The organism is Flavobacterium cheniae (assembly GCF_004363695.1).
Taxonomy (GTDB): Bacteria; Bacteroidota; Bacteroidia; order Flavobacteriales; family Flavobacteriaceae; genus Flavobacterium; species Flavobacterium cheniae.
In genome coordinates, this window is the sequence record NZ_SNZC01000001.1 from 470,282 (window position 1) to 489,885 (window position 19,604).

General features: G+C 34.5%; 16 protein-coding genes. 6 read left to right on the forward strand and 10 right to left on the reverse strand.

Going from position 1 to position 19,604, the window contains the following annotated elements:
* Positions 1 to 56: 56 nt before the first annotated feature.
* From acs to C8D80_RS02270, 10 genes are all read right to left on the reverse strand, one after another.
* Positions 57 to 1,964 (reverse strand): acetate--CoA ligase, encoded by a 1,908-nt coding sequence (acs, locus tag C8D80_RS02225; protein WP_133606936.1) that lies wholly within the window; start codon positions 1,962 to 1,964, stop codon positions 57 to 59.
* Positions 1,965 to 2,085: 121 nt separating this feature from the next.
* Positions 2,086 to 3,981, reverse strand: coding sequence for an acetate--CoA ligase (locus tag C8D80_RS02230; protein WP_133606938.1), 1,896 nt, complete (start codon positions 3,979 to 3,981; stop codon positions 2,086 to 2,088).
* A 141-nt stretch (positions 3,982 to 4,122) separates the two neighbouring features.
* A complete protein-coding gene (locus C8D80_RS02235) occupies positions 4,123 to 4,845 on the reverse strand; it encodes a DKNYY domain-containing protein (protein ID WP_158633778.1) in 723 nt (240 codons plus the stop codon).
* A gap of 9 nt (positions 4,846 to 4,854) precedes the next feature.
* Positions 4,855 to 5,217, reverse strand: a complete 363-nt coding sequence (locus C8D80_RS02240; protein ID WP_133606942.1) for a response regulator transcription factor — start codon at positions 5,215 to 5,217, stop codon at positions 4,855 to 4,857.
* Positions 5,214 to 7,916, reverse strand: coding sequence for an ATP-binding protein (locus tag C8D80_RS02245; protein ID WP_133606944.1), 2,703 nt, complete (start codon positions 7,914 to 7,916; stop codon positions 5,214 to 5,216). Before C8D80_RS02245 ends, C8D80_RS02240 begins: the two co-directional genes overlap by 4 nt.
* A complete protein-coding gene (locus C8D80_RS02250; RefSeq protein ID WP_133606946.1) occupies positions 7,909 to 8,103 on the reverse strand; it encodes a hypothetical protein in 195 nt (64 codons plus the stop codon). Before C8D80_RS02250 ends, C8D80_RS02245 begins: the two co-directional genes overlap by 8 nt.
* An 86-nt stretch (positions 8,104 to 8,189) precedes the next feature.
* Positions 8,190 to 9,938: a sodium:solute symporter family protein gene (locus tag C8D80_RS02255; protein ID WP_133606948.1), complete on the reverse strand. Its 1,749-nt coding sequence runs from the start codon at positions 9,936 to 9,938 to the stop codon at positions 8,190 to 8,192.
* 23 nt (positions 9,939 to 9,961) lie between these two features.
* Positions 9,962 to 10,222, reverse strand: coding sequence for a DUF4212 domain-containing protein (locus C8D80_RS02260; RefSeq protein ID WP_133606950.1), 261 nt, complete (start codon positions 10,220 to 10,222; stop codon positions 9,962 to 9,964).
* A 22-nt stretch (positions 10,223 to 10,244) separates the two neighbouring features.
* Entirely contained in the window at positions 10,245 to 11,621 is a 1,377-nt protein-coding gene (locus tag C8D80_RS02265; RefSeq protein ID WP_133606952.1) for a porin, read from the reverse strand.
* Positions 11,622 to 11,718: 97 nt separating this feature from the next.
* Positions 11,719 to 12,138, reverse strand: a complete 420-nt coding sequence (locus C8D80_RS02270; protein ID WP_026725866.1) for an IS1/IS1595 family N-terminal zinc-binding domain-containing protein — start codon at positions 12,136 to 12,138, stop codon at positions 11,719 to 11,721.
* A gap of 232 nt (positions 12,139 to 12,370) precedes the next feature.
* On the opposite strand from C8D80_RS02270, the gene C8D80_RS02275 reads away from it, so the two are divergent.
* From C8D80_RS02275 to C8D80_RS02300, 6 genes are all read left to right on the forward strand, one after another.
* Positions 12,371 to 12,976: a flavin reductase family protein gene (locus C8D80_RS02275; protein ID WP_133606954.1), complete on the forward strand. Its 606-nt coding sequence runs from the start codon at positions 12,371 to 12,373 to the stop codon at positions 12,974 to 12,976.
* A 64-nt stretch (positions 12,977 to 13,040) separates the two neighbouring features.
* Positions 13,041 to 15,335, forward strand: a complete 2,295-nt coding sequence (locus tag C8D80_RS02280; RefSeq protein ID WP_133606956.1) for an oxidoreductase — start codon at positions 13,041 to 13,043, stop codon at positions 15,333 to 15,335.
* Between the two features lie 9 nt (positions 15,336 to 15,344).
* Positions 15,345 to 16,934, forward strand: a complete 1,590-nt coding sequence (locus C8D80_RS02285) for an AMP-binding protein (RefSeq protein WP_133606958.1) — start codon at positions 15,345 to 15,347, stop codon at positions 16,932 to 16,934.
* A 28-nt stretch (positions 16,935 to 16,962) separates the two neighbouring features.
* Positions 16,963 to 17,382 (forward strand): acyl-CoA thioesterase, encoded by a 420-nt coding sequence (locus C8D80_RS02290; protein ID WP_133606960.1) that lies wholly within the window; start codon positions 16,963 to 16,965, stop codon positions 17,380 to 17,382.
* Between the two features lie 61 nt (positions 17,383 to 17,443).
* Positions 17,444 to 18,424, forward strand: a complete 981-nt coding sequence (locus tag C8D80_RS02295) for a carbon-nitrogen hydrolase family protein (RefSeq protein ID WP_133606962.1) — start codon at positions 17,444 to 17,446, stop codon at positions 18,422 to 18,424.
* Between the two features lie 48 nt (positions 18,425 to 18,472).
* A complete protein-coding gene (locus tag C8D80_RS02300) occupies positions 18,473 to 19,585 on the forward strand; it encodes a cupin domain-containing protein (RefSeq protein ID WP_133606964.1) in 1,113 nt (370 codons plus the stop codon).
* Positions 19,586 to 19,604 lie beyond the last annotated feature (19 nt).

Here is a 19,604-nt window from a genome sequence, read left to right on the forward strand (position 1 = left end):
AATAAAAAAAACTGCCCCATTGCTGAAGCAGTTTCTTAACCAATAAAACTAAAAAACTAGAGCTTGCCGTTTTTAATTTCTTCCACTATTTCAGGATTCAATAAAGTGGAAATATCTCCAAAATTAGAGAAATCTCCTTCAGCAATCTTTCTTAATATTCTACGCATGATTTTACCTGAACGTGTTTTTGGTAAACCACTTACAAATTGTATTTTATCTAATTTCGCAATTGGACCTATTTGGTCAGAAATCAATTGATTAATCTCTTTTGCTAGGTTAGCTCTATCACGTCCTTCACCCGTTTCTTTCAAAATAATGAAACCATATAATGCATTTCCTTTTATATCGTGAGGGAAACCTACAATTGCACTTTCTGCAACAGCTGGATGTTCGTTGATAGCATCTTCAATTGGCGCCGTTCCTAAATTATGTCCAGAAACAATGATAACATCATCTACTCTACCGGTAATTCTATAATACCCAACTTCATCGCGTAAAGCCCCATCACCAGTGAAATATTTACCTGGGAAAGCTGTAAAATACGTTTCTTTATAACGTTGGTGATCGCCCCAAATTGTTCTTGCCATTGAAGGCCAAGGAAATTTAATACATAAACTTCCGGTTACTTGATTACCTTCAATTTCATTACGTAATTCATCCATTAAAACAGGCTGAATTCCAGGCAATGGTAACGAAGCATATGTTGGTTTTGTAGGTGTTACAAATGGAATTGGTGAAATCATAATTCCTCCAGTTTCGGTTTGCCACCAAGTATCTACTAGTGGACAGCGCTTTCCTCCTACGTGGTCGTTGTACCAGTGCCATGCTTCTTCATTAATAGGCTCACCTACTGAACCAATGACTTTTAATGAACTTAGTGGGAATTTTTGAACATAATCTAAACTTTCTTTTGCTAAAGCACGAATTGCTGTTGGAGCGGTATAAAACTGTGTAACTTTATGTTTTTCAATCACTTCCCAAAAGCGACTAAAATCTGGATAAGAAGGAACACCTTCAAAAATTACAGTTGTAGCACCATTTAAAAGTGGTCCGTATAAAATATAAGAGTGACCTGTAATCCAACCAATATCTGCGGTACACCAATACACGTCGTTTTCTTCGTAATTGAATACGTTTTTGAAGGTATAAGCGGTGTAAACCATATATCCGGCAGTAGAATGTACCATTCCTTTTGGTTTCCCTGTAGAACCCGAAGTATACAGTATAAATAACGGATCTTCCGCATCCATAATTTCAGCGACATTGTTACCTATAGCAGCATCCATTAATGGTTGTAACCATAAATCTCTGCCTTCTTTCATAGTTACTTCTGTATTGGTTCTATTTACTACCAAAACAGTTTCTACACAAGGACATTTTTCTAAAGCTTCATCAACAATTCCTTTCAAATCAATTGATTTATTACCTCTATAACTTCCGTCAGAAGTAATCACCATTTTACATTCACTATCATTAATACGACTAGCAACTGCCGAAGATGAAAATCCAGCAAAAACAACAGAATGTATAGCACCAATTCGAGCACAAGCTAATACAGCAACGGCTAATTCTGGAATCATTGGTAAATAAATACAAACTCTATCGCCTTTTTTGATACCTTGATCGCGCAAAACATTTGCCATTTTAGACACACGAACGTATAATTCGTTGTACGAAATATGTTGTGCTGCTTCGCTTGGATCATTTGATTCAAAAATGATAGCGGTTTTATCACCTCTTTTTGCTAAATGTCTGTCGATACAGTTTTTAGTGATATTTACTTTTGCATTCAAAAACCATTTAAAGTTGGCTTCTTGCATATCTACTTCAAAAACTTTGTCCCATTTTTGGTACCAAGTAAAGTTTTCATCAGCAATACGATCCCAAAATTTTCTTGGTTCACGCACCGATTTCTTATACATTTTAAAGTAATTTTCTAAATCGTGTATTTTATAATAACTCATTTTTTAGCTTTATTTTAATTGATAATGTAAAGATAACCAATCTGTTTTAAGAATTTTATATTTTCTTGCTAAATAGATATAGTTAAGTGATTAGTAAAAAGTAATTAGTGATAGGTCAAAATTATTTAAAACAACCAATTTTAGCATGTTCTAAAACATCTCTAATTTCATCGATAATAGCTTCATCATCAATAGTTGATGGAACTTGAAATTGTTCACCATCAGCAATGCTTCGCATCATTTTACGAAGAATTTTTCCAGAACGTGTTTTGGGTAAACGTTGAACAATAACTACATCACGCAATGAAGCCACCGCTCCAATTTGCTCACGAACTAAATGCACCACTTCATGTTGTAATTGAAAATGTTCAATATCTTCTCCAGATTTAGCTACTACTAATGCTAAAGGAATTTGACCTTTTAATTCATCATTAATACCAATAACTGCACATTCTGCTACGGAATGATGTGAAGCTACAATTTCTTCCATTTCAGCAGTTGAAAGTCGGTGACCTGCTACATTAATGACATCATCTACTCTACCTGTGATGTAAATATAATCGTCAGTATCTTTAAATCCGCCATCACCTGAGAAATAATAACCCGGAAACTTGTTTAAATATCCTGCTTTAAAACGTTCGTTGTCTTTCCATAAATCTAATAAAGTTCCTGGCGGTAATGGCAATTTGATAACTACATATCCTTCTTCATTTGGACCTAATTCTTGTCCGTTTTCTCCAAAAATTCTAATATCATAACCTGTAACCGCTTTTCCTGCCGAGCCTGGTTTTATAGGCAAATACTCTACTCCCATCATGTTAGCAATCATTGGCCAACCTGATTCTGTTTGCCACCAATGGTCGATAGCTGGAACTGGAATATGTTCGCGATACCATTCTAAAGTTGCTACATCACAACGTTCACCTGCTAAGAATTGAATTCGTAAACTACTTAAATCATATTGTTTGATGAACTCTCCATTTGGATCTTCTTTTTTAATAGCACGAATGGCTGTTGGAGCCGTAAACATGATATTTACTTTATGTTCAGCAATAACACGCCAAAATGTACTCGCATCAGGAGTTCGGATTGGTTTTCCTTCGAAAAGAACCGTAGTATTTCTATTCATTAAAGGTCCGTAGACAATATAACTATGTCCAACTACCCAACCCACATCAGAAGCTGCCCAAAAAACATCACCTTCTTTTGCATCGTAAATATGTTGCATTGAAAATTTAAGTGCGGTAGCATAACCACCTGTATCTCTTACAATTCCTTTTGGTTTCCCTGTTGTTCCAGAAGTATATAAAATATATAAAGGATGCGTAGCATTTACAGGAATACAAGGCGTTTCTTCGGAACCATAAACTAAAGCATCGTAATCGACATCGTATTTTTTAAAGGGAACTCTTGCTCCTAATTTTCTATTGAAAACTACCACTTTTTCAGGTTTGTGATTGGCTAATTCAATAGCTTCATCTACTAAAGGTTTGTAGGCAATTAATCTGTCGATTTCAATTCCAGATGATGCGGTAATAATGGCTTTAGGTTCGCAATCATCAATACGTATGGCTAATTCATGCGGTGCAAAACCTCCAAAAACTACGGAATGCGTTACTCCTATTCGAGCGCAAGCTAACATAGCAAAAGCTGCTTGAGGAATCATTGGCATGTAAATTACAGCGGTGTCGCCTTTTTCTAATCCAAGTGATAATAAACCGCCAGCTAATTTAGCTACTTCGGTTTTAACTTCATTAAATGTATACTTTTTAACAGTTTGTGTAACGGGTGAATCGTAGATGATAGCTACTTGATCTCCATAACCATCTTGGATGTGTTTGTCTACTGCAAGATAGCAAGCATTCAAATCTCCATCGGTAAACCAAAGTGGATAACCGTTTTCATCGGTTGATAAAATGTTGGAAGGTTGATTATACCATTCTAATTGATTGGCTTGTTCTTTCCAGAATTCTTCAGAAGAAGTTATACTTTTATTATAAATATCGCAATAATTCATTTGTATTATTCAATTTATGTGATTTATTTTCTTTAGTAAATGTAGAAAATAAAATAATGCTAAATGAATTAATCTTGCTAAATAGGTATAGATTAAAGGTAAAAAAACAAAATAATTTTTGAATATTACTGATAAAGGGTTTTACTCACATTTTTCTCTTCCATGGTAAACGTTGAAACAACTAAACTTGTCTCTACATTCTATATAACCGGTAACTTTGAAAGAAGCTACATCAATAGTATCTACAACTTTCTTTCCTTCAATATTATAATTAAGCTTATGATCTAGAAAATAAACCCAATTTTTATCTTTTGAAATCCCTCCACTTTTTGGATAAATTGTTAAATTATCATAATCATCCGATGGTACTTTATATTGATTGTAATAATAATATTTTCCGTCTGTTGTCCAAGTATCGTTATTATTTTCACCTTCAACAATTTTAAAATTTTTAGGTTCAATCATTTTTAAAGGTTCAGTAGTATAAAATACGTCATTTCCATCTGTAGAAAAATAACTATTAATCACTTTAAAAGTCTTACCATTTGAAGTTTTTATTGTATCAGAACCATACCAACCGTAGTTTTTATCTTTTGCATAAAATTCATCAATTGCTTCAAAAGTTTTTGCGTCTGCACCAATTATCTTTACACCTTGATAGAAAACGAATTTGTCATCTTTTGCATAATTACTGAATTCTAAAACTTTAAAAGTTTTTGGATTAGCATCAAGTATTTTTTTATGTTGTCCGCTTCCTTCATTCCAATGTTCATAATAAACTACATCTCCATCGTTTTCATAACCAGTTGAGCAGCTTACAAATAAGAAAGAAAAAACAATAGTGATTATTAATAATATTCTCATACTTTTCATTTAACTCAATAACTCCTCCACTTTCTCCACCACTTTCTTAATCGAAAACGGCTTCGTCATATAAGCATCAGCACCAAGTGCTAAACCTTTTTCAATGTCACTTTCTTTATTTTTTGCGGATAAAAACATGACTTTGGTATGTTGTAAATTAGCGTCTTTTCTGATTTGTTCTAAAGTGGCAAAACCGTCAACCATGGGCATCATGATATCTAAAATAATAACATCAGGGAAATTAGTTTTTAAAATATCTAAAGCTTCTTGCCCGTCGCGCGCTATGAAAACTTCGTAATTACTTTTCTTGAAGGTGTATTCCAGCGTCATTACGATATTAGGTTCGTCGTCTACTATTAAAATCTTTTTCATAAATCTGTATTTTCAATATTTTTTATCGGCAAAGTGAATACAATACAAGCGCCTTTTACACTTGGTTCTACCCAAATTCTACCTTTGTGATGTTCTATAATTTGCTTACAAATCGCCAATCCTAATCCGCTACCCACCGGTTTTTTGAAATTCTGGTTGGAAGCTTGATAAAATTTGTCAAATATAACGTCAAAATCGTTAGGATTTATACCTTTTCCGTTGTCTTGAACCGAAGTTTCTATGAAATTATCTTTCTTTTTGACTTGAATCGTGATTAAGCCATCAGTTTCGGGACAGAATTTAATGGCGTTTGAAAGTAAATTGGTAACCACTTGAATGATTCTGTCTTCATCATAAAAAGCCAAAACCGTATCTTTACTTTCAACATAAACGCTGATATTTCGGTTTTTAATTAATTGTTTTAGAGGTTCTATCGAATGTTCAATCGTTGCAATTAAGTTGTTTTGACTTGGATGAATGGTTTGTTTTCCGGTTTCGAATTTTTCTAAATCCAAAATTTTATCAATCAAACGATTCAATCGGTCGGATTCGGAAATGATATTTTGTAAAAACTGTTTTCGTAATTCTTCTGGAATTTCGTCATCATCATGTAAAATCTCACTCGCAGCACGAATAGCAGTAATTGGCGTACGAAGTTCGTGAGTTACCGTGTCTAAAAATTCGTCTTTTTGAACATCTTTTCGAACCAAAGTTTCATTCGCTTTTTGTAATTCCGAAGTGATTTTTTGGAGTTGGTTCGAAGTTTCGGTCAATTTTTTATTGATGGTGATATTTTCTTTCGATTCTTCCAGAATTTTCAAAACTTCAGGTAAAGTGACTTTTTCTTCTTTCACCACACTCGAAATCAGAATTCGCGCGGAAGCCGTTCCAATGTGACCCGTTAATAAATTCTCAGCGAATTTGACCAAACGAGCATCAGCCAATTCTTGATCTTTGTCCACATTGTACTTCACATTAAAGATATTCATAGCGCGTTTGGTACGTTCTTCTCCTAAAAATCGGATTAAGACTTTTTCAATATCGCGTGTATAAGCCGTTCCTTTCCAAACAAAAGCGTTTTCATGATTGGTACTGTATTTATCGATGTCAACGTACATTTCGGCATAATTGCGTTCGCGATAATTTCCTTTAAAACTCACCGAAACCGCGAAATAAGTCAGCGTATTGAACAACATACTCCAAAACAAAGCATGAGGAACAGGTTGCAAATAATCCAATCCAAAAAGTTGGAATGGTTTTAAAAGCCCAATTTTCATGAAACCTTCGGAAATAAACGAACTTTCATTATTGGTTAACCCAATAGCATAAGGCAATAACAACGTATAAATACAAATTAAAAATCCTATTAAAATTCCATAAATAGCTCCCATTCTTGAACCTCTTCTCCAAAAAATGGCTCCGAAAAAGGCTGGTGCTAATTGAGCAATAATCACAAACGAAATCAATCCAATAGAAACCAAACTGTAATCTAATGCGAAGAATCGGTAAATGAAATAAGCTCCGATAATTAATGAAAAGATTCCGATTTTACGAATGTTGACAATCTTTTTGTTGTTGATAATTTGTTCTTCGTTCTTTAATTTTCCTAAGAAAGTATACGGAATTAATAAATTGTTACTCAACATCGTAGACAAACTGATACTCGAAACAACAATCATTGATATCGCAGCTGAAAATCCGCCAAGAAAAACTAAAACAGTTAAGGTTTTATTATCGAAAAATTGAGGAATTAAAAGTGAATACGTATCAGCATTTACATTTTGACCTTCAAATAAAACATTTCCACCCCAAGCAATTGGGTAGACAAAAAGGTTGAACAATAATAAGTACAAAGGAAATAACCAAATCGCGGTTTTAATATGGCGTTCTCTGTTATTTTCCACTACCGACATTTGGAATTGTCTTGGCAATAAGAAAATAGCAAAAAGCGAAACCATACTCAAAAAGAACCAGTTTAATCCTTGTTCTAATCCACCAATGGTATTTTTCTCTTTGAAGTTTTGTAAAAGAGAGGCTTTAGCATAAATATCATCGTATCCATCAAAAACGAAGAAAGTAACGTAAACTCCAACGATTAAGAAGAATACTAACTTTAGAATACTTTCTAAAGCTACAGCAGTTACAATTCCTTTACGTTTTTCCGAAGCATCTACATAGCGTGTTCCATAATAAGAAGCAAATAAGGCTAAAGCGATGGCGACATAAGTCGTGGTGTCATCAAAAATATAAGAACTTGTATTCGTTTTTGTTACAATATGAAATGTTTCTGAGATTGCTTTTAATTGTAAAGCGATGTAAGGAGTAATTCCGGCCAAACAAACGACAGTTACAATGGCTCCTAAAAAACGACTATTACCATAACGAAGGGAAATAAAATCAGCAATACTTGAAATTTTATTCACTCGAGAAATGCGAATGATTTTCTTTAAAATAATAATCCATGCGGGAATTATGATGATAGGTCCAATATATATAGGCAAATATCCTAAACCCGAATTTGCTGCTACTCCAATACTTCCATAGTACGTCCAAGCCGTACAATACACCGCTAATGATAAAGAATAGATGTATGAATTATTAGTCCATTTGATATTTTCTTTTTTTTCAGCCCAATGCGCTATAAAAAAAAGAATACCCAAGTAGCCTAATAAAATAAGTAATAAAACAGCACTATTCATAATAACGTTGTACTACAATCCATGACATTAAAACCGAAAATAACCAAACTGAAAAAATGTAAATGTAAATTACAGGTAATCCCAATACATTATCGGCACTATCAAATAGTAAAACGATTGGTAAATTGAGTACCAATAGTAATAAAAGTGATAATACAACTAATTTTTGCTGATGTCTTTTTTTCATATTGAATTGCTTACATTTTTTAAAAATACAAACTCTGCTCTCGAAAAACAAGAGCAGAGTTATAAAATAGTAGGTAAACCAAAAAATTAATGTGCAGCCCCAGCTTCTGCAGCACCAGAAGGAATACGGATATTTTCAACAATATCTTGTACTTCTTGAGGTGGAGCTGGAGTAAATTTACTTACTACTAAAGCAACAATAAAGTTAGCAATCATCGCAACCGTTCCAAAACCTTCTGGAGAAATTCCAAACCACCATTCTGATTTGTCTGGCATTTCGCCTATCCATCCTAATTTGAATTTAGCCATATAGTATAACATTAATGCCATACCAACAACCATACCTGCAACAGCTCCTTCTTTGTTCATTCTTTTATTAAAAATTCCCAAAATAATAGCTGGGAAGAAAGATGCAGCAGCTAATCCGAAGGCTAATGCTACCACAGCCGCAACGAATCCTGGTGGATTAATTCCAAAATATCCAGCTATAATTACAGCCACAGCAGCAGAAATACGTGCTGTCCATAATTCCCCTTTTTCAGAGATATTTGGATTCACCATTTTCTTGATTAAATCATGAGAAACAGCAGCAGAAATTACTAATAATAATCCAGCAGCAGTTGAAAGTGCAGCTGCTAAAGCTCCAGCAGCAACTAATGCAATAACCCAGTTAGGTAATTTAGCAATCTCTGGATTTGCTAACACCATAATATCATTATCAATATATAATTCGTTTTTACTTTCAACGTTTGGTTGGTCTTTTTGTGGTTTACCATCTTTCAACATAAAAGCATCACCTTTTACATATTGGATTTTACCATCGGCATTCTTATCATTAAACATTAAAAGCCCCGTTTTTTCCCAGTTTTTGAACCATTGAGGCATTTCTGCATACTCTTTATTACTTACAGTTTCGATTAAATTAGTTCTTGCAAAAACAGATACAGCAGGTGCAGTTGTATATAAAATAACAATAAACACTAAAGCTAAACCTGCAGATTTACGAGCATCTTTAACGTTTTTTACAGTAAAGAAACGAACAATTACGTGTGGTAATCCTGCTGTTCCAACCATTAAAGCTAAAGTAATTGCAAATACGTCTAACATTGATTTTGAACCATCTGTATATTCTGCAAAACCTAATTCTGTAGATAAACCATTTAATTTATCAAGTAAATAAGTGTCTGTTCCTACTACCGTTCCACCCATTCCTAATTGTGGAATTGGGTTACCTGTCATTTGAATCGAGATAAAAATCGCAGGTACCATGAAAGCGAAAATCAATACACAATATTGTGCTACTTGAGTATAGGTAATACCTTTCATTCCTCCTAAAACAGCATAGAATAAAACAATTATCATCCCGATGATTACACCAGTATTAATTTCAACTTCTAAAAATCTTGAAAATACAACTCCTACTCCACGCATTTGACCAGCTACATAAGTAAACGATACAATCAAAGCACAGAAAACAGCTACTGAACGCGCAGTTTTTGAGTAATATCTATCTCCAATGAAATCAGGCACTGTGAATTTTCCAAATTTTCTCAAATAAGGTGCTAAAAGTAATGCTAAAAGCACATATCCTCCGGTCCAACCCATTAAGTAAACAGCACCATCGTAACCAGCAAAAGAAATAATTCCGGCCATTGAAATAAATGATGCGGCAGACATCCAATCGGCAGCAGTTGCCATACCATTTGCTAATGGGGAAACGCCTCCACCAGCTACATAAAACTCTTTAGTAGAACCCGCTCTGGTCCAGATTGCAATTCCAATATATATAGCAAACGTAATTCCTACGATAATATAGGTCCAAATTTTTACATCCATGATTTTAATATTTTAAAGTTAAATTAATCGTTATCAAAACCATATTTTTTATCTAATTTGTTCATCAAACGAACATAGACAAAAATTAAGATTACGAAAACATACATTGATCCTTGTTGGGCAAACCAAAATCCTAATGGAAATCCACCTAATTTGATTGCGTTTAATTGGTCTACAAATAGAATTCCTGCTCCGTACGAACATAGAAACCAAATGCTTAATAAAATTAGAAGGTATCGTAAATTTTCCTTCCAATATGCCGTAGCGTGTTTTTGATCACTCATAATGAATAGTTTTATTAGTTGTTTATAAATAGATTTGTAATTGTATGATGAATTCTCCTTTATACTTGTCAATTTTATCAACTGCTGTGTAAACAGGTCGTGTTGAATATTGGGTAGTAATTTTTGCATGATGACCGTCTAAGAAAAAGTTAGCACCTAAGTCAAATTGGCTACTTGCTTTTTCTAAAGCTTCAAAGTTTTTATAAGTATAAGCTCCAAATGGTTGAATTCTTACTTTTGGTTTTTCACTTTTGCTTGGCAATAAAACCCCTGCTTGTGTGTACCAAATATTTCCTGTACCAATCATAGGTTGTAAATTCCCTGCTCCTGCTAATGCTGGTGAACCTGAAAATGATGGATCCGCAATACTTTCATTCATAATTCCAAGATTTCTTAAATAATTTGGTCCGAAATTATAATTATAGAAAACACTGTAAGCAGTAATTGCCATTTTTTTCTCTTTAGCTCCAATTGGCATATCCAAGAAAACATCACCAGCAAATAAGTTGATTGGATGTTCTTCAATTACTCCGTTTACTGAAGTTTGCGTTCCTTTTGGTGCATTGTAAAAACCTGCTCCAATATTGAACATTTTTTTAGTTCCTAAATAAGTTCCCACTTTATAAGGTAAAAAGTTAGCTTCTTTATCAAAGAATTGATATTCCACATAACCCGCTTTTGACCATTGAGTAACATTGTTATTATCTACAGCTCTTGCAATGCTTGCATCGGTAACATTTGTTGGTGTTTGATTTGTAGAAAAAGGTTTATTGATACTAAAACGATATTCGAATTTGTTATATTTTCCTTTAGCGAAAATTCCAATTTGTCTTGCAAATTGATCTGAATTTTCAATTAAAGGCCAATTGAAAATCGGAGCATCAACAGTTAAATAATTTAAAGTGGAAGACATAGTCATGCGAGATAATCCCATATAATAATGTAATCCAGCTCCAATAGATAAACTAAAAGGTTTTGATTCTTGAGGTAAAACTACAGCATATTCATTCCACGCATCATGGAAAAATATTCCCGGTTTTTTTCCTGCTCCATATCCACCAGTTCCAGCCGAACCTGAAGCACCACCATTAATAAAAGTTTGATTGTTAATCCCAATATGAGTCAAAATCATATAACGAGGTGAAATTTGCGCATAAGCTAACAATCGTAAACGACGTAAGCCAGCATCTTCATAAGAAGAAACAGATTCATCTCCAATCATAGAACCTGGATTCAAATCGGTTGAACGAAGCCAAACTTGATTCCATGCAATAAAACGCATGTATTTGCTTCCTTCTGGATTTAAATTAAATTTTAAACCTCCACCGTAATCAGGTGAACCCTGAGCAGATACTAGCAGAGATAAAAATAATCCTGAAATAGTTAGTAATTTTTTCATAATTAAAATTTGGTTAGTTGGGCATTTCTGCATGACCAAATTCTGAATTTCTGTTAACGAAAAAAATTACGGTATATATTTTTGTAAACTGCTATAGTTAATCTTTAAATCGTTCCCATTTTATCAACATGAATTTATCCCCAAGTTCAGTAATAATCATACCTGCACCAGATAGTTGGTCTTTATTCTGTAGGAATTCAACCAATTCATTATGTTTAAAAATCTTATATGTTGGATGGTAATTAGGATGTGGCGGCTTCTTGATTTTAAATTCTTTTACCCAATTACTAATTGAAACGTGCGAAACCCCAATAATACGCTCAATTTCTCTAAAACTTAAACCTTCTAGATACAATTGCAAAGCCTTGGTTACATAGTAATCATCTATCTTTTTTCCTAATTTATTGACAGTGAAGTAATAATTACAGGATTTACATAAATAGCGCTGTCTATCTTTGATGATACCACTTTTAACGATATTGTCGCTTTGACACTTTGGACAGGATAAAATCTCCATATATATAATTTTTGCATAAATATACTAATTTTGCAAAATATACAAAAAATAATATGATAAAAATTTCAATTCATTTTTTTACTTCTTTCAATTTTTAGGTTTTAAAATTGTGAATAGTATAAATTAAACTCAAAATCACTACATTTTTAATTTTGTTAAAATGAAAAAAAATGCATTTTTGTTATGAAATAGTATAGTTATTTTATTTAATTTGTAGAAACAACACTAAACCATGCAATTCGATATTACTAATACGGAATCTTCCGCTTTATATAAACTATTAACAGGAACTGTAATTCCTAGACCAATAGGTTGGATTTCAACAATTGATGCCAATGGAATTAATAACCTTGCGCCTTTTTCCTTTTTTAATGTAGTAAGCGAAGATCCGCCACACGTTATGTTTTCAACTGTTAGAACTGGAAACAAAAACAAAGACACCTTAAATAATATACTAGACAACAAACAATTCGTTGTCAATTTAGTCACTGAAGATATAGTTGAACAAATGAATACTACGTCTCAGTCTGTAGCCTCTGATATTGATGAATTTGAATTGGCAAATGTAACACCAATGAATTCAGTATATATTCAACCAAAACGAGTAAAAGAAAGCTTAGTCCATTTTGAATGTGAAATGGTACATCATTATTTCATTGAAAAGCATCAAAATGGTGGTGCTTGTATTATTATTGGTAAAATTATCACAATGCATATCGATGATTCTATTCTAATGGAAAATCACAGAATCAACTTAGACAAATACAAACCTGTTGCTCGTTTAGCAGGTTCAAATTATAGTAAATTAGGAGAAATTTTTTCAATCAAAAGACAATAAATTAAAAATCTGCGGAAATCAGGGTTTTGCAAAGCAAATCAGTTTTATCCGCGTGCTAATCAATATGAAAATAACAGTTATAGGTGGTGGTCCAGGCGGACTTTACTTTTCGATATTAACCAAAAAAGCAATGCCTCATTGCCAAATCGATATTTACGAACGCAATAAACCTGATGATAGTTTTGGTTTTGGAGTCGTTTTTTCAGACGAAACGCTAGGTGAATTCCTAAAACGCGATATGCAATCCTATGAATTAATTCGTAGCAAATTTGCGTATTGGGACGATATTATCGTGGCTCGTGATGGTGAATCAGTAAACATTGCTGGAAATGGCTTTTGTGGTTGTTCGAGAAAAACATTGTTACAATTATTACAACAACGTTGTATTGAAGAAGGTGTGAATTTGCATTTCGAACAAAATGTAGAAGACTTATCGCAATTCGCAGATTCTGATATAATTCTTGCAACAGATGGAATTGCAAGTGCTATTCGAACAAAATACCAAAAGGAATTCGGAACTAAAATCGAATTAAAGAAAAACCGCTTTGTTTGGTTAGGTTCTACAAAACCGCTGGATGCATTTACTTATTTCTTCAGAAGTACACCTCACGGAACTATAGTTGCTCACTCCTACCAATATGAAGAAGACATGAGTACATGGATTTTTGAATGTTCAGATGAAACGTGGCAAAAACACGGCTTTGAAGTCACAAATGAAGAAGATACGATGACCAAAATCGCAGAAATCTTCAAAGAAGAATTAGATGGTCATCCGCTAATCTCAAACAAATCACATTGGCGTCAATTTCCGCATGTAACGAATGAAAATTGGTATCATAATAATATTGTTTTGTTAGGCGATGCAAAAGCAACCGCCCACTACTCTATTGGCTCAGGAACCAAATTAGCAATGGATTGTGCTATCGGATTATCAGATGCCGTAATTGCGAATCCAAATAACGTGCAAGCGGCTTTTGAGCAATATGATAAAACCAGAAGAAATACAGTAGAAATGATTCAATATGCCGCAATCGTTTCTTTAGATTGGTTCGAAAATATGGATCGTCACATGCAACATTCCTTCCAACAATTTGCTTTTGGATGCATGACCCGATCTAAAAAAGTGACGTATGAAAATTTACGTTTAAGAGATAGTTCGTTTACAGATAAAGTTTTAGAAGAATTCAATGACAATTGCAAAGTCAATGAAAAAAATCAATCAGCAGCTTTTTCAAAATTCAAATTAAGAGAACTAGAACTCCCAAACCGCATCGTTATGGCGCCAATGGGACAATATTCCGCTACTGACGGATTGGTTTCTGATTGGCATTTAGTACATTACGGAGGTCGCGCTACGGGTGGTGTAGGATTAATCATTACCGAAATGACCGCCATTTCTGAAACTGGAAGAATCACAGAAGGTTGTGCAGGAATTTACAATGCAGAACAATTGAACCAATGGAAAAAAATCACCGATTTTATTCATGATAATACTTCAACTAAAATCGGAATTCAATTAGGACACTCAGGACGAAAAGGTGCTACTAAAAAACCTTGGGAAGGCAACAGACCATTGGAAACACCTTGGAATTTAATTTCCGCCTCTCCTATTCCTTTCAATGAAAATTTTGCTACTCCAAAGGAAATGACTTTGGAAGATATGGAGGAAATCAAAGCACAATTCGTACAAGCTACTAAAAATGCAGACGAAGCAGGATTTGATATGATTGAATTACAAACGCACCACGGATTTTTATTAGCTTCATTCTTATCGCCATTGACTAATATCCGTACGGACGAATTTGGGGGAAGTATCGATAATCGTTTGAAATATCCATTAGAAGTATTTAAAGCGATTCGTGAAGTATTTCCAACTGAAAAACCTATTTCAGTGCGGATTTCAGCAACAGATTGGGCAGAAAACGGAATTTCGGAACAAGAAGTTATCACTATTGCAACTGCTTTTAAATCTGCTGGAGCTGACATTATTAATGTTTCAACGGGAAATACGGTCGCAGGTCAAAAACCATTAACGGGTAGAATGTGGCAAACACCTTTTTCGGATGCTGTTCGAAATACCGTTCATATTCCAACCATTACCACTGGATATATTCAAGATATTGACCAAATCAATACCATTCTTTTAAACGGAAGAGCCGATTTAGTAGCTTTAGGAAGACCTTTATTGTTAGATGCTAATTTCGTTAGAAACGCACAAGCTTACGAACAATTTCAAGCGAATGATATCCCAAATCCATACAAAATGGGAATTTCGCATTTGTATCCGCTAAAAGCTTCGGAAAGAAAACAAGTGGAAGGAATGAAAAAAGCATTAAAACCGAAAAGTAATAAGAAGTAATTAGGGATTATGAAACATTACGAAGATAATTTCGCTCACAATAGCTTACCTGCTCTGGAATTACAACCAGAATATACCTTTTTGGATTTACCTCAATTCCAACATTCAGAAATGCTGAATTGCGTAGAAAGATTGTTAGATAGCCATGTTCGAGAAGGTCGCGGAAATAACATTTGCATTCGTACGTTTGAGGAAACTTGGACGTATCAAGATTTATATGAAAAAGCGAATCAAATTGCTCACGTTTTGGTGGATGATTTAGGATTAAAATCGGGTAATCGTGTTTTGATTCGTTCGGCTAATAATCCGATGATGGTGGCGTGTTGGTTCGCTATTTTAAAAGCGGGTGGAATTGTTGTGGCAACCATGCCATTGCTTCGTTCTAAAGAATTGACTACAATTATCGATTGTGCTGAAATTTCGCATGTGATGTGTGATAAGGAATTGGAAGAGGAAATCCATTTGGTAAAATCCGATTTCTTAAAACAAACGTGTTTTTATGGGAATTCACAATTAGAAGTATTAATGGCTTCTAAGTCTAAAATATTCGACAATTATCATTCAAAATCAGATTCGGTGGCTTTGATTGGTTTCACTTCTGGAACAACAGGTTTACCCAAAATGACGGCACATTATCACAAAGATATTTTGAATATTTGCGAAGCGTTTCCACAATATTCACTACAAGCCACTCCAAATGATATTTTTACAGGAAGTCCACCTTTAGGATTTACTTTTGGTTTAGGCGGATTAGTATTATTTCCAATGTATTTCGGAGCTTCAACATTTCTTATCGAAAAACCAAGTCCAGATTTATTGTTGAAAGCGATTCAAGACTTCAAAATCACGATTTGCTTTACCGCTCCTACTGCTTGGCGCATCATCACTACAAAAGTTCAGGATTACGATATTTCGAGTTTGAGAAAATGTGTATCTGCTGGTGAAACCTTGCCTTTGAAAGTTTGGCAAGATTGGTACGACGCTACAGGTTTAAAAATCATTGACGGAATTGGCGCTACAGAAATGTTGCATATTTTTATTTCGTCAAATGAAGAAAATATGAAACCAGGCGCTACAGGAAAAGCGATTACAGGTTACGAAGCTAAAATCATAGACCAACAAGGCAACGAATTACCAAGAAACGAAGCCGGAAGGTTAGCAGTTCGAGGAATTACAGGTTGTAAATACCTAAACCGAGAAGAAAAACAACGAGAATATGTAGAAAAGGGTTGGAACATCACAGGCGATATTTTCCGTCAAGATGAAGAAGGTTATTTTCATTTTGTGGCTCGTGGCGATGATATGATAATTTCTTCTGGTTACAATATTGCGGCAATTGAAGTAGAATCCGTACTTTTAACCCACGAAGATATTTTGGAATGTGCCGTAGTAGGTTTACCCGATGAAGAACGAGGCATGTTAGTTTGCGCTCATATTGTATTACATGACAATGCTAAAGCAACAGATGTAATGAGAAATCGTATTCAACACTGGTTCAAAGAAGTAGCTGCTCCGTATAAATATCCAAGATTAATTAATTTTGTGGAATGTTTGCCGAAAACAGAGACTGGGAAAATACAGCGATTTAAGTTGAAATAAATTAGAAATAGTAACAGAAAGACATATAATGAGTCAATTCACAAAAGAAGAAAAAGTACGTTTCCAACATGTTGATTATGCTGGAATTGTCTTCTATCCAAGATTTTTAGAAATGCTAAATTGTTTAGTAGAAGATTGGTTTGAAGAAGCCTTAGATCGTCCTTTTTCAAAAATGCACGAAACCAATGGTATTCCGACGGTTGATTTAAAAATTCAATTCAAAAATGCTGCAAGATTGGGAGAAATCTTAACCAAAAAACTTTGGGTAAAAGAATTAAAAAACTCGTCAATACTCTGCGGATTTCAGTTTGTAAATGAATCAGAAAACACCGTTTTAGAAGGCGAAGTTACCTTAGTAAACGTAGCTTTCAATCCGGAAAGAAACGGTATTAAAGCTGAACCTTTCACAGAAGAAATGAAGAATAAAATTATGAATTACCAATTATGAATTACGACTTAATCTCGTTTCTATTCATAATTCGTAATTTTAAATTCGTAATTATATAACTATGGAATTCAAAAAATTCAAAGCCGCAACCGTTCAAACTTCTCCTGTATTTCTTAATGTTGAAAAAACAGTGGATAAAGCCATTTCTTTTATTAAAGAAGCTAGTAATAACGGAGCAAAATTAATCGCTTTTCCAGAAGTATTTATCGCTGGATATCCGTATTGGAATTGGATTATGACGCCTGTTCAAGGTAGCAAATGGTACGAAGAATTATATAAAAATTCGGTTGATGTAGCAGGTCCTGAAATCAAGAAACTTTGCTTAGCTGCCAAAGATAACGATATCCATATAGTGATGGGAATCAACGAACGTGGCAAAAGCTATGGAGAAATATACAATACCAATTTAATCATCGACAACAAAGGCGTTATCGTTGGAAAACACAGAAAGTTAGTCCCAACATGGGCCGAAAAACTAACCTGGTCTTCAGGTGATGGTTCATCTTTAAAAGTCTACAATACCGAAATCGGACCAATCGGAACTTTAGCTTGTGGCGAAAACACCAATACTTTAGCGCGTTTTACGCTACTTTCTCAAGGCGAATTAATTCATATTGCGAATTATATTTCGCTTCCTGTAGCACCACCGGATTACGATATGGCGGAAGCAATTAAAATTCGTGCCGCTGCACATTCGTTTGAAGGGAAATTATTTACGATTGTTTCTTGTTCGACTGTTTCGCAAGAAATCAAAGATGCTTTACGTGCCGATGTTCCGAATGTAGATGAATTATTGGATAGAAAAAGTTCCGCTTTCTCTGGATTTATAGGTCCAAATGGCGCTGTTATTGGGCAACCCCTAATCGACGAAGAAGGAATGGTATATGCCGAAATTGACTTAGCAAAATGCATCCAACCCAAACAAATGCACGATATTTTAGGACATTATAATCGTTTTGATATTTTTGATTTGCGTGTAAACACTGCGCCTACAAGAAAAATTACGTTTATTGATAATCCCGAAGAATTTAATAAAAGATAAATAATTGGCGACTGAGGCTCTCGAAGTCACCAATTAAAATATAAGATTATGGAAGAAAACAACTATTCAGACGACCAATACGGAAGAGCTCGAGTTCAAGACTCTCCCGAATTAATTGCGTACTACAAAGAATTAGAAACACTTGGCGCTGGTGCCTTATGGACAGTTGCTAATGATATAGAACCTTGGGAACCACGTTCTTCATCCGTTCCAATGCTTTGGAAATATGACGATTTACGCGATTTAGTGCTAAAATCATCCGAATTAGTAACACCTGAACAAGCTGGAAGACGCGTAGTGTATTTGGTTAACGATAACCGAAAAGATGTTTCGGCAGCTGTAGGTTGGTTGTATACTGGAATTCAAGTCACTCGCCCTGGAGAAAGTACTTCGGCACATCGTCATCGTGCTTCTGCCCTACGTTTTATTATGGAAGGCGAAAAAGGATATACCGTTGTAGATGGGAATAAAATTATGTTGGAAGTGAATGATTTTGTCATTACTCCTAATTCCACTTGGCACGAACATGGCGTGGAAGAAGGCGGAAAAACCTGTATTTGGCAAGATGGATTGGATATTCCCTTAGTAAATGCTTTAGAAGCTAATGATTATGCGGTTTATGATGGAAAACAACCCTTAACAGCACCATTAAACTTCTCACCCATGACTTATGGTGGTGCAGGATTAATTCCAGCAGATAAAACTTGGGACAAACCCTATTCTCCACTATTCAAATATTCTTGGAAAAACGTTTATCCAGCGTTATTAGAAGCCCAAAAAGTCAATGAAGTCAATCCGTTTGATGGGATTTTTATGCAATATTCGAATCCGTTAACTGGCGGACACGTAATGCAAACTATGGGAGCTTCTATGCAATTATTACCAGCAGGATTCAAAGGAAAAGCACACAAACACACGGGTTCATTTGTGTACCAATGTGCGAAAGGAAAAGGCTACACCATTATCAACGGAAAACGTTTTGATTGGAAAGAGCGCGATATTTTCTGTGTTCCGAGTTGGGCTTGGCACGAACATCACAATCTTTCTGAAACAGAAGATGCTTGCCTTTTCAATTTCAATGATTTACCGGTGATTGAAGGTTTAGGATTATTTCAAGGAAGAGAATTAACAGAAAACAACGGACATCAACAAGTTCAATAACAATATCAAGTTCAAAAAT

Coding starts and splice junctions, on each gene's coding strand:
- acs (WP_133606936.1), bottom strand. CDS start 1,964: ATGAGTTATTATAAAATACACGATTTAGAAAATTACTTTAAAATGTAT.
- C8D80_RS02230 (WP_133606938.1), bottom strand. CDS start 3,981: ATGAATTATTGCGATATTTATAATAAAAGTATAACTTCTTCTGAAGAA.
- C8D80_RS02235 (WP_158633778.1), bottom strand. CDS start 4,845: ATGAGAATATTATTAATAATCACTATTGTTTTTTCTTTCTTATTTGTA.
- C8D80_RS02240 (WP_133606942.1), bottom strand. CDS start 5,217: ATGAAAAAGATTTTAATAGTAGACGACGAACCTAATATCGTAATGACG.
- C8D80_RS02245 (WP_133606944.1), bottom strand. CDS start 7,916: ATGAATAGTGCTGTTTTATTACTTATTTTATTAGGCTACTTGGGTATT.
- C8D80_RS02250 (WP_133606946.1), bottom strand. CDS start 8,103: ATGAAAAAAAGACATCAGCAAAAATTAGTTGTATTATCACTTTTATTA.
- C8D80_RS02255 (WP_133606948.1), bottom strand. CDS start 9,938: ATGGATGTAAAAATTTGGACCTATATTATCGTAGGAATTACGTTTGCT.
- C8D80_RS02260 (WP_133606950.1), bottom strand. CDS start 10,222: ATGAGTGATCAAAAACACGCTACGGCATATTGGAAGGAAAATTTACGA.
- C8D80_RS02265 (WP_133606952.1), bottom strand. CDS start 11,621: ATGAAAAAATTACTAACTATTTCAGGATTATTTTTATCTCTGCTAGTA.
- C8D80_RS02270 (WP_026725866.1), bottom strand. CDS start 12,138: ATGGAGATTTTATCCTGTCCAAAGTGTCAAAGCGACAATATCGTTAAA.
- C8D80_RS02275 (WP_133606954.1), top strand. CDS start 12,371: ATGCAATTCGATATTACTAATACGGAATCTTCCGCTTTATATAAACTA.
- C8D80_RS02280 (WP_133606956.1), top strand. CDS start 13,041: ATGAAAATAACAGTTATAGGTGGTGGTCCAGGCGGACTTTACTTTTCG.
- C8D80_RS02285 (WP_133606958.1), top strand. CDS start 15,345: ATGAAACATTACGAAGATAATTTCGCTCACAATAGCTTACCTGCTCTG.
- C8D80_RS02290 (WP_133606960.1), top strand. CDS start 16,963: ATGAGTCAATTCACAAAAGAAGAAAAAGTACGTTTCCAACATGTTGAT.
- C8D80_RS02295 (WP_133606962.1), top strand. CDS start 17,444: ATGGAATTCAAAAAATTCAAAGCCGCAACCGTTCAAACTTCTCCTGTA.
- C8D80_RS02300 (WP_133606964.1), top strand. CDS start 18,473: ATGGAAGAAAACAACTATTCAGACGACCAATACGGAAGAGCTCGAGTT.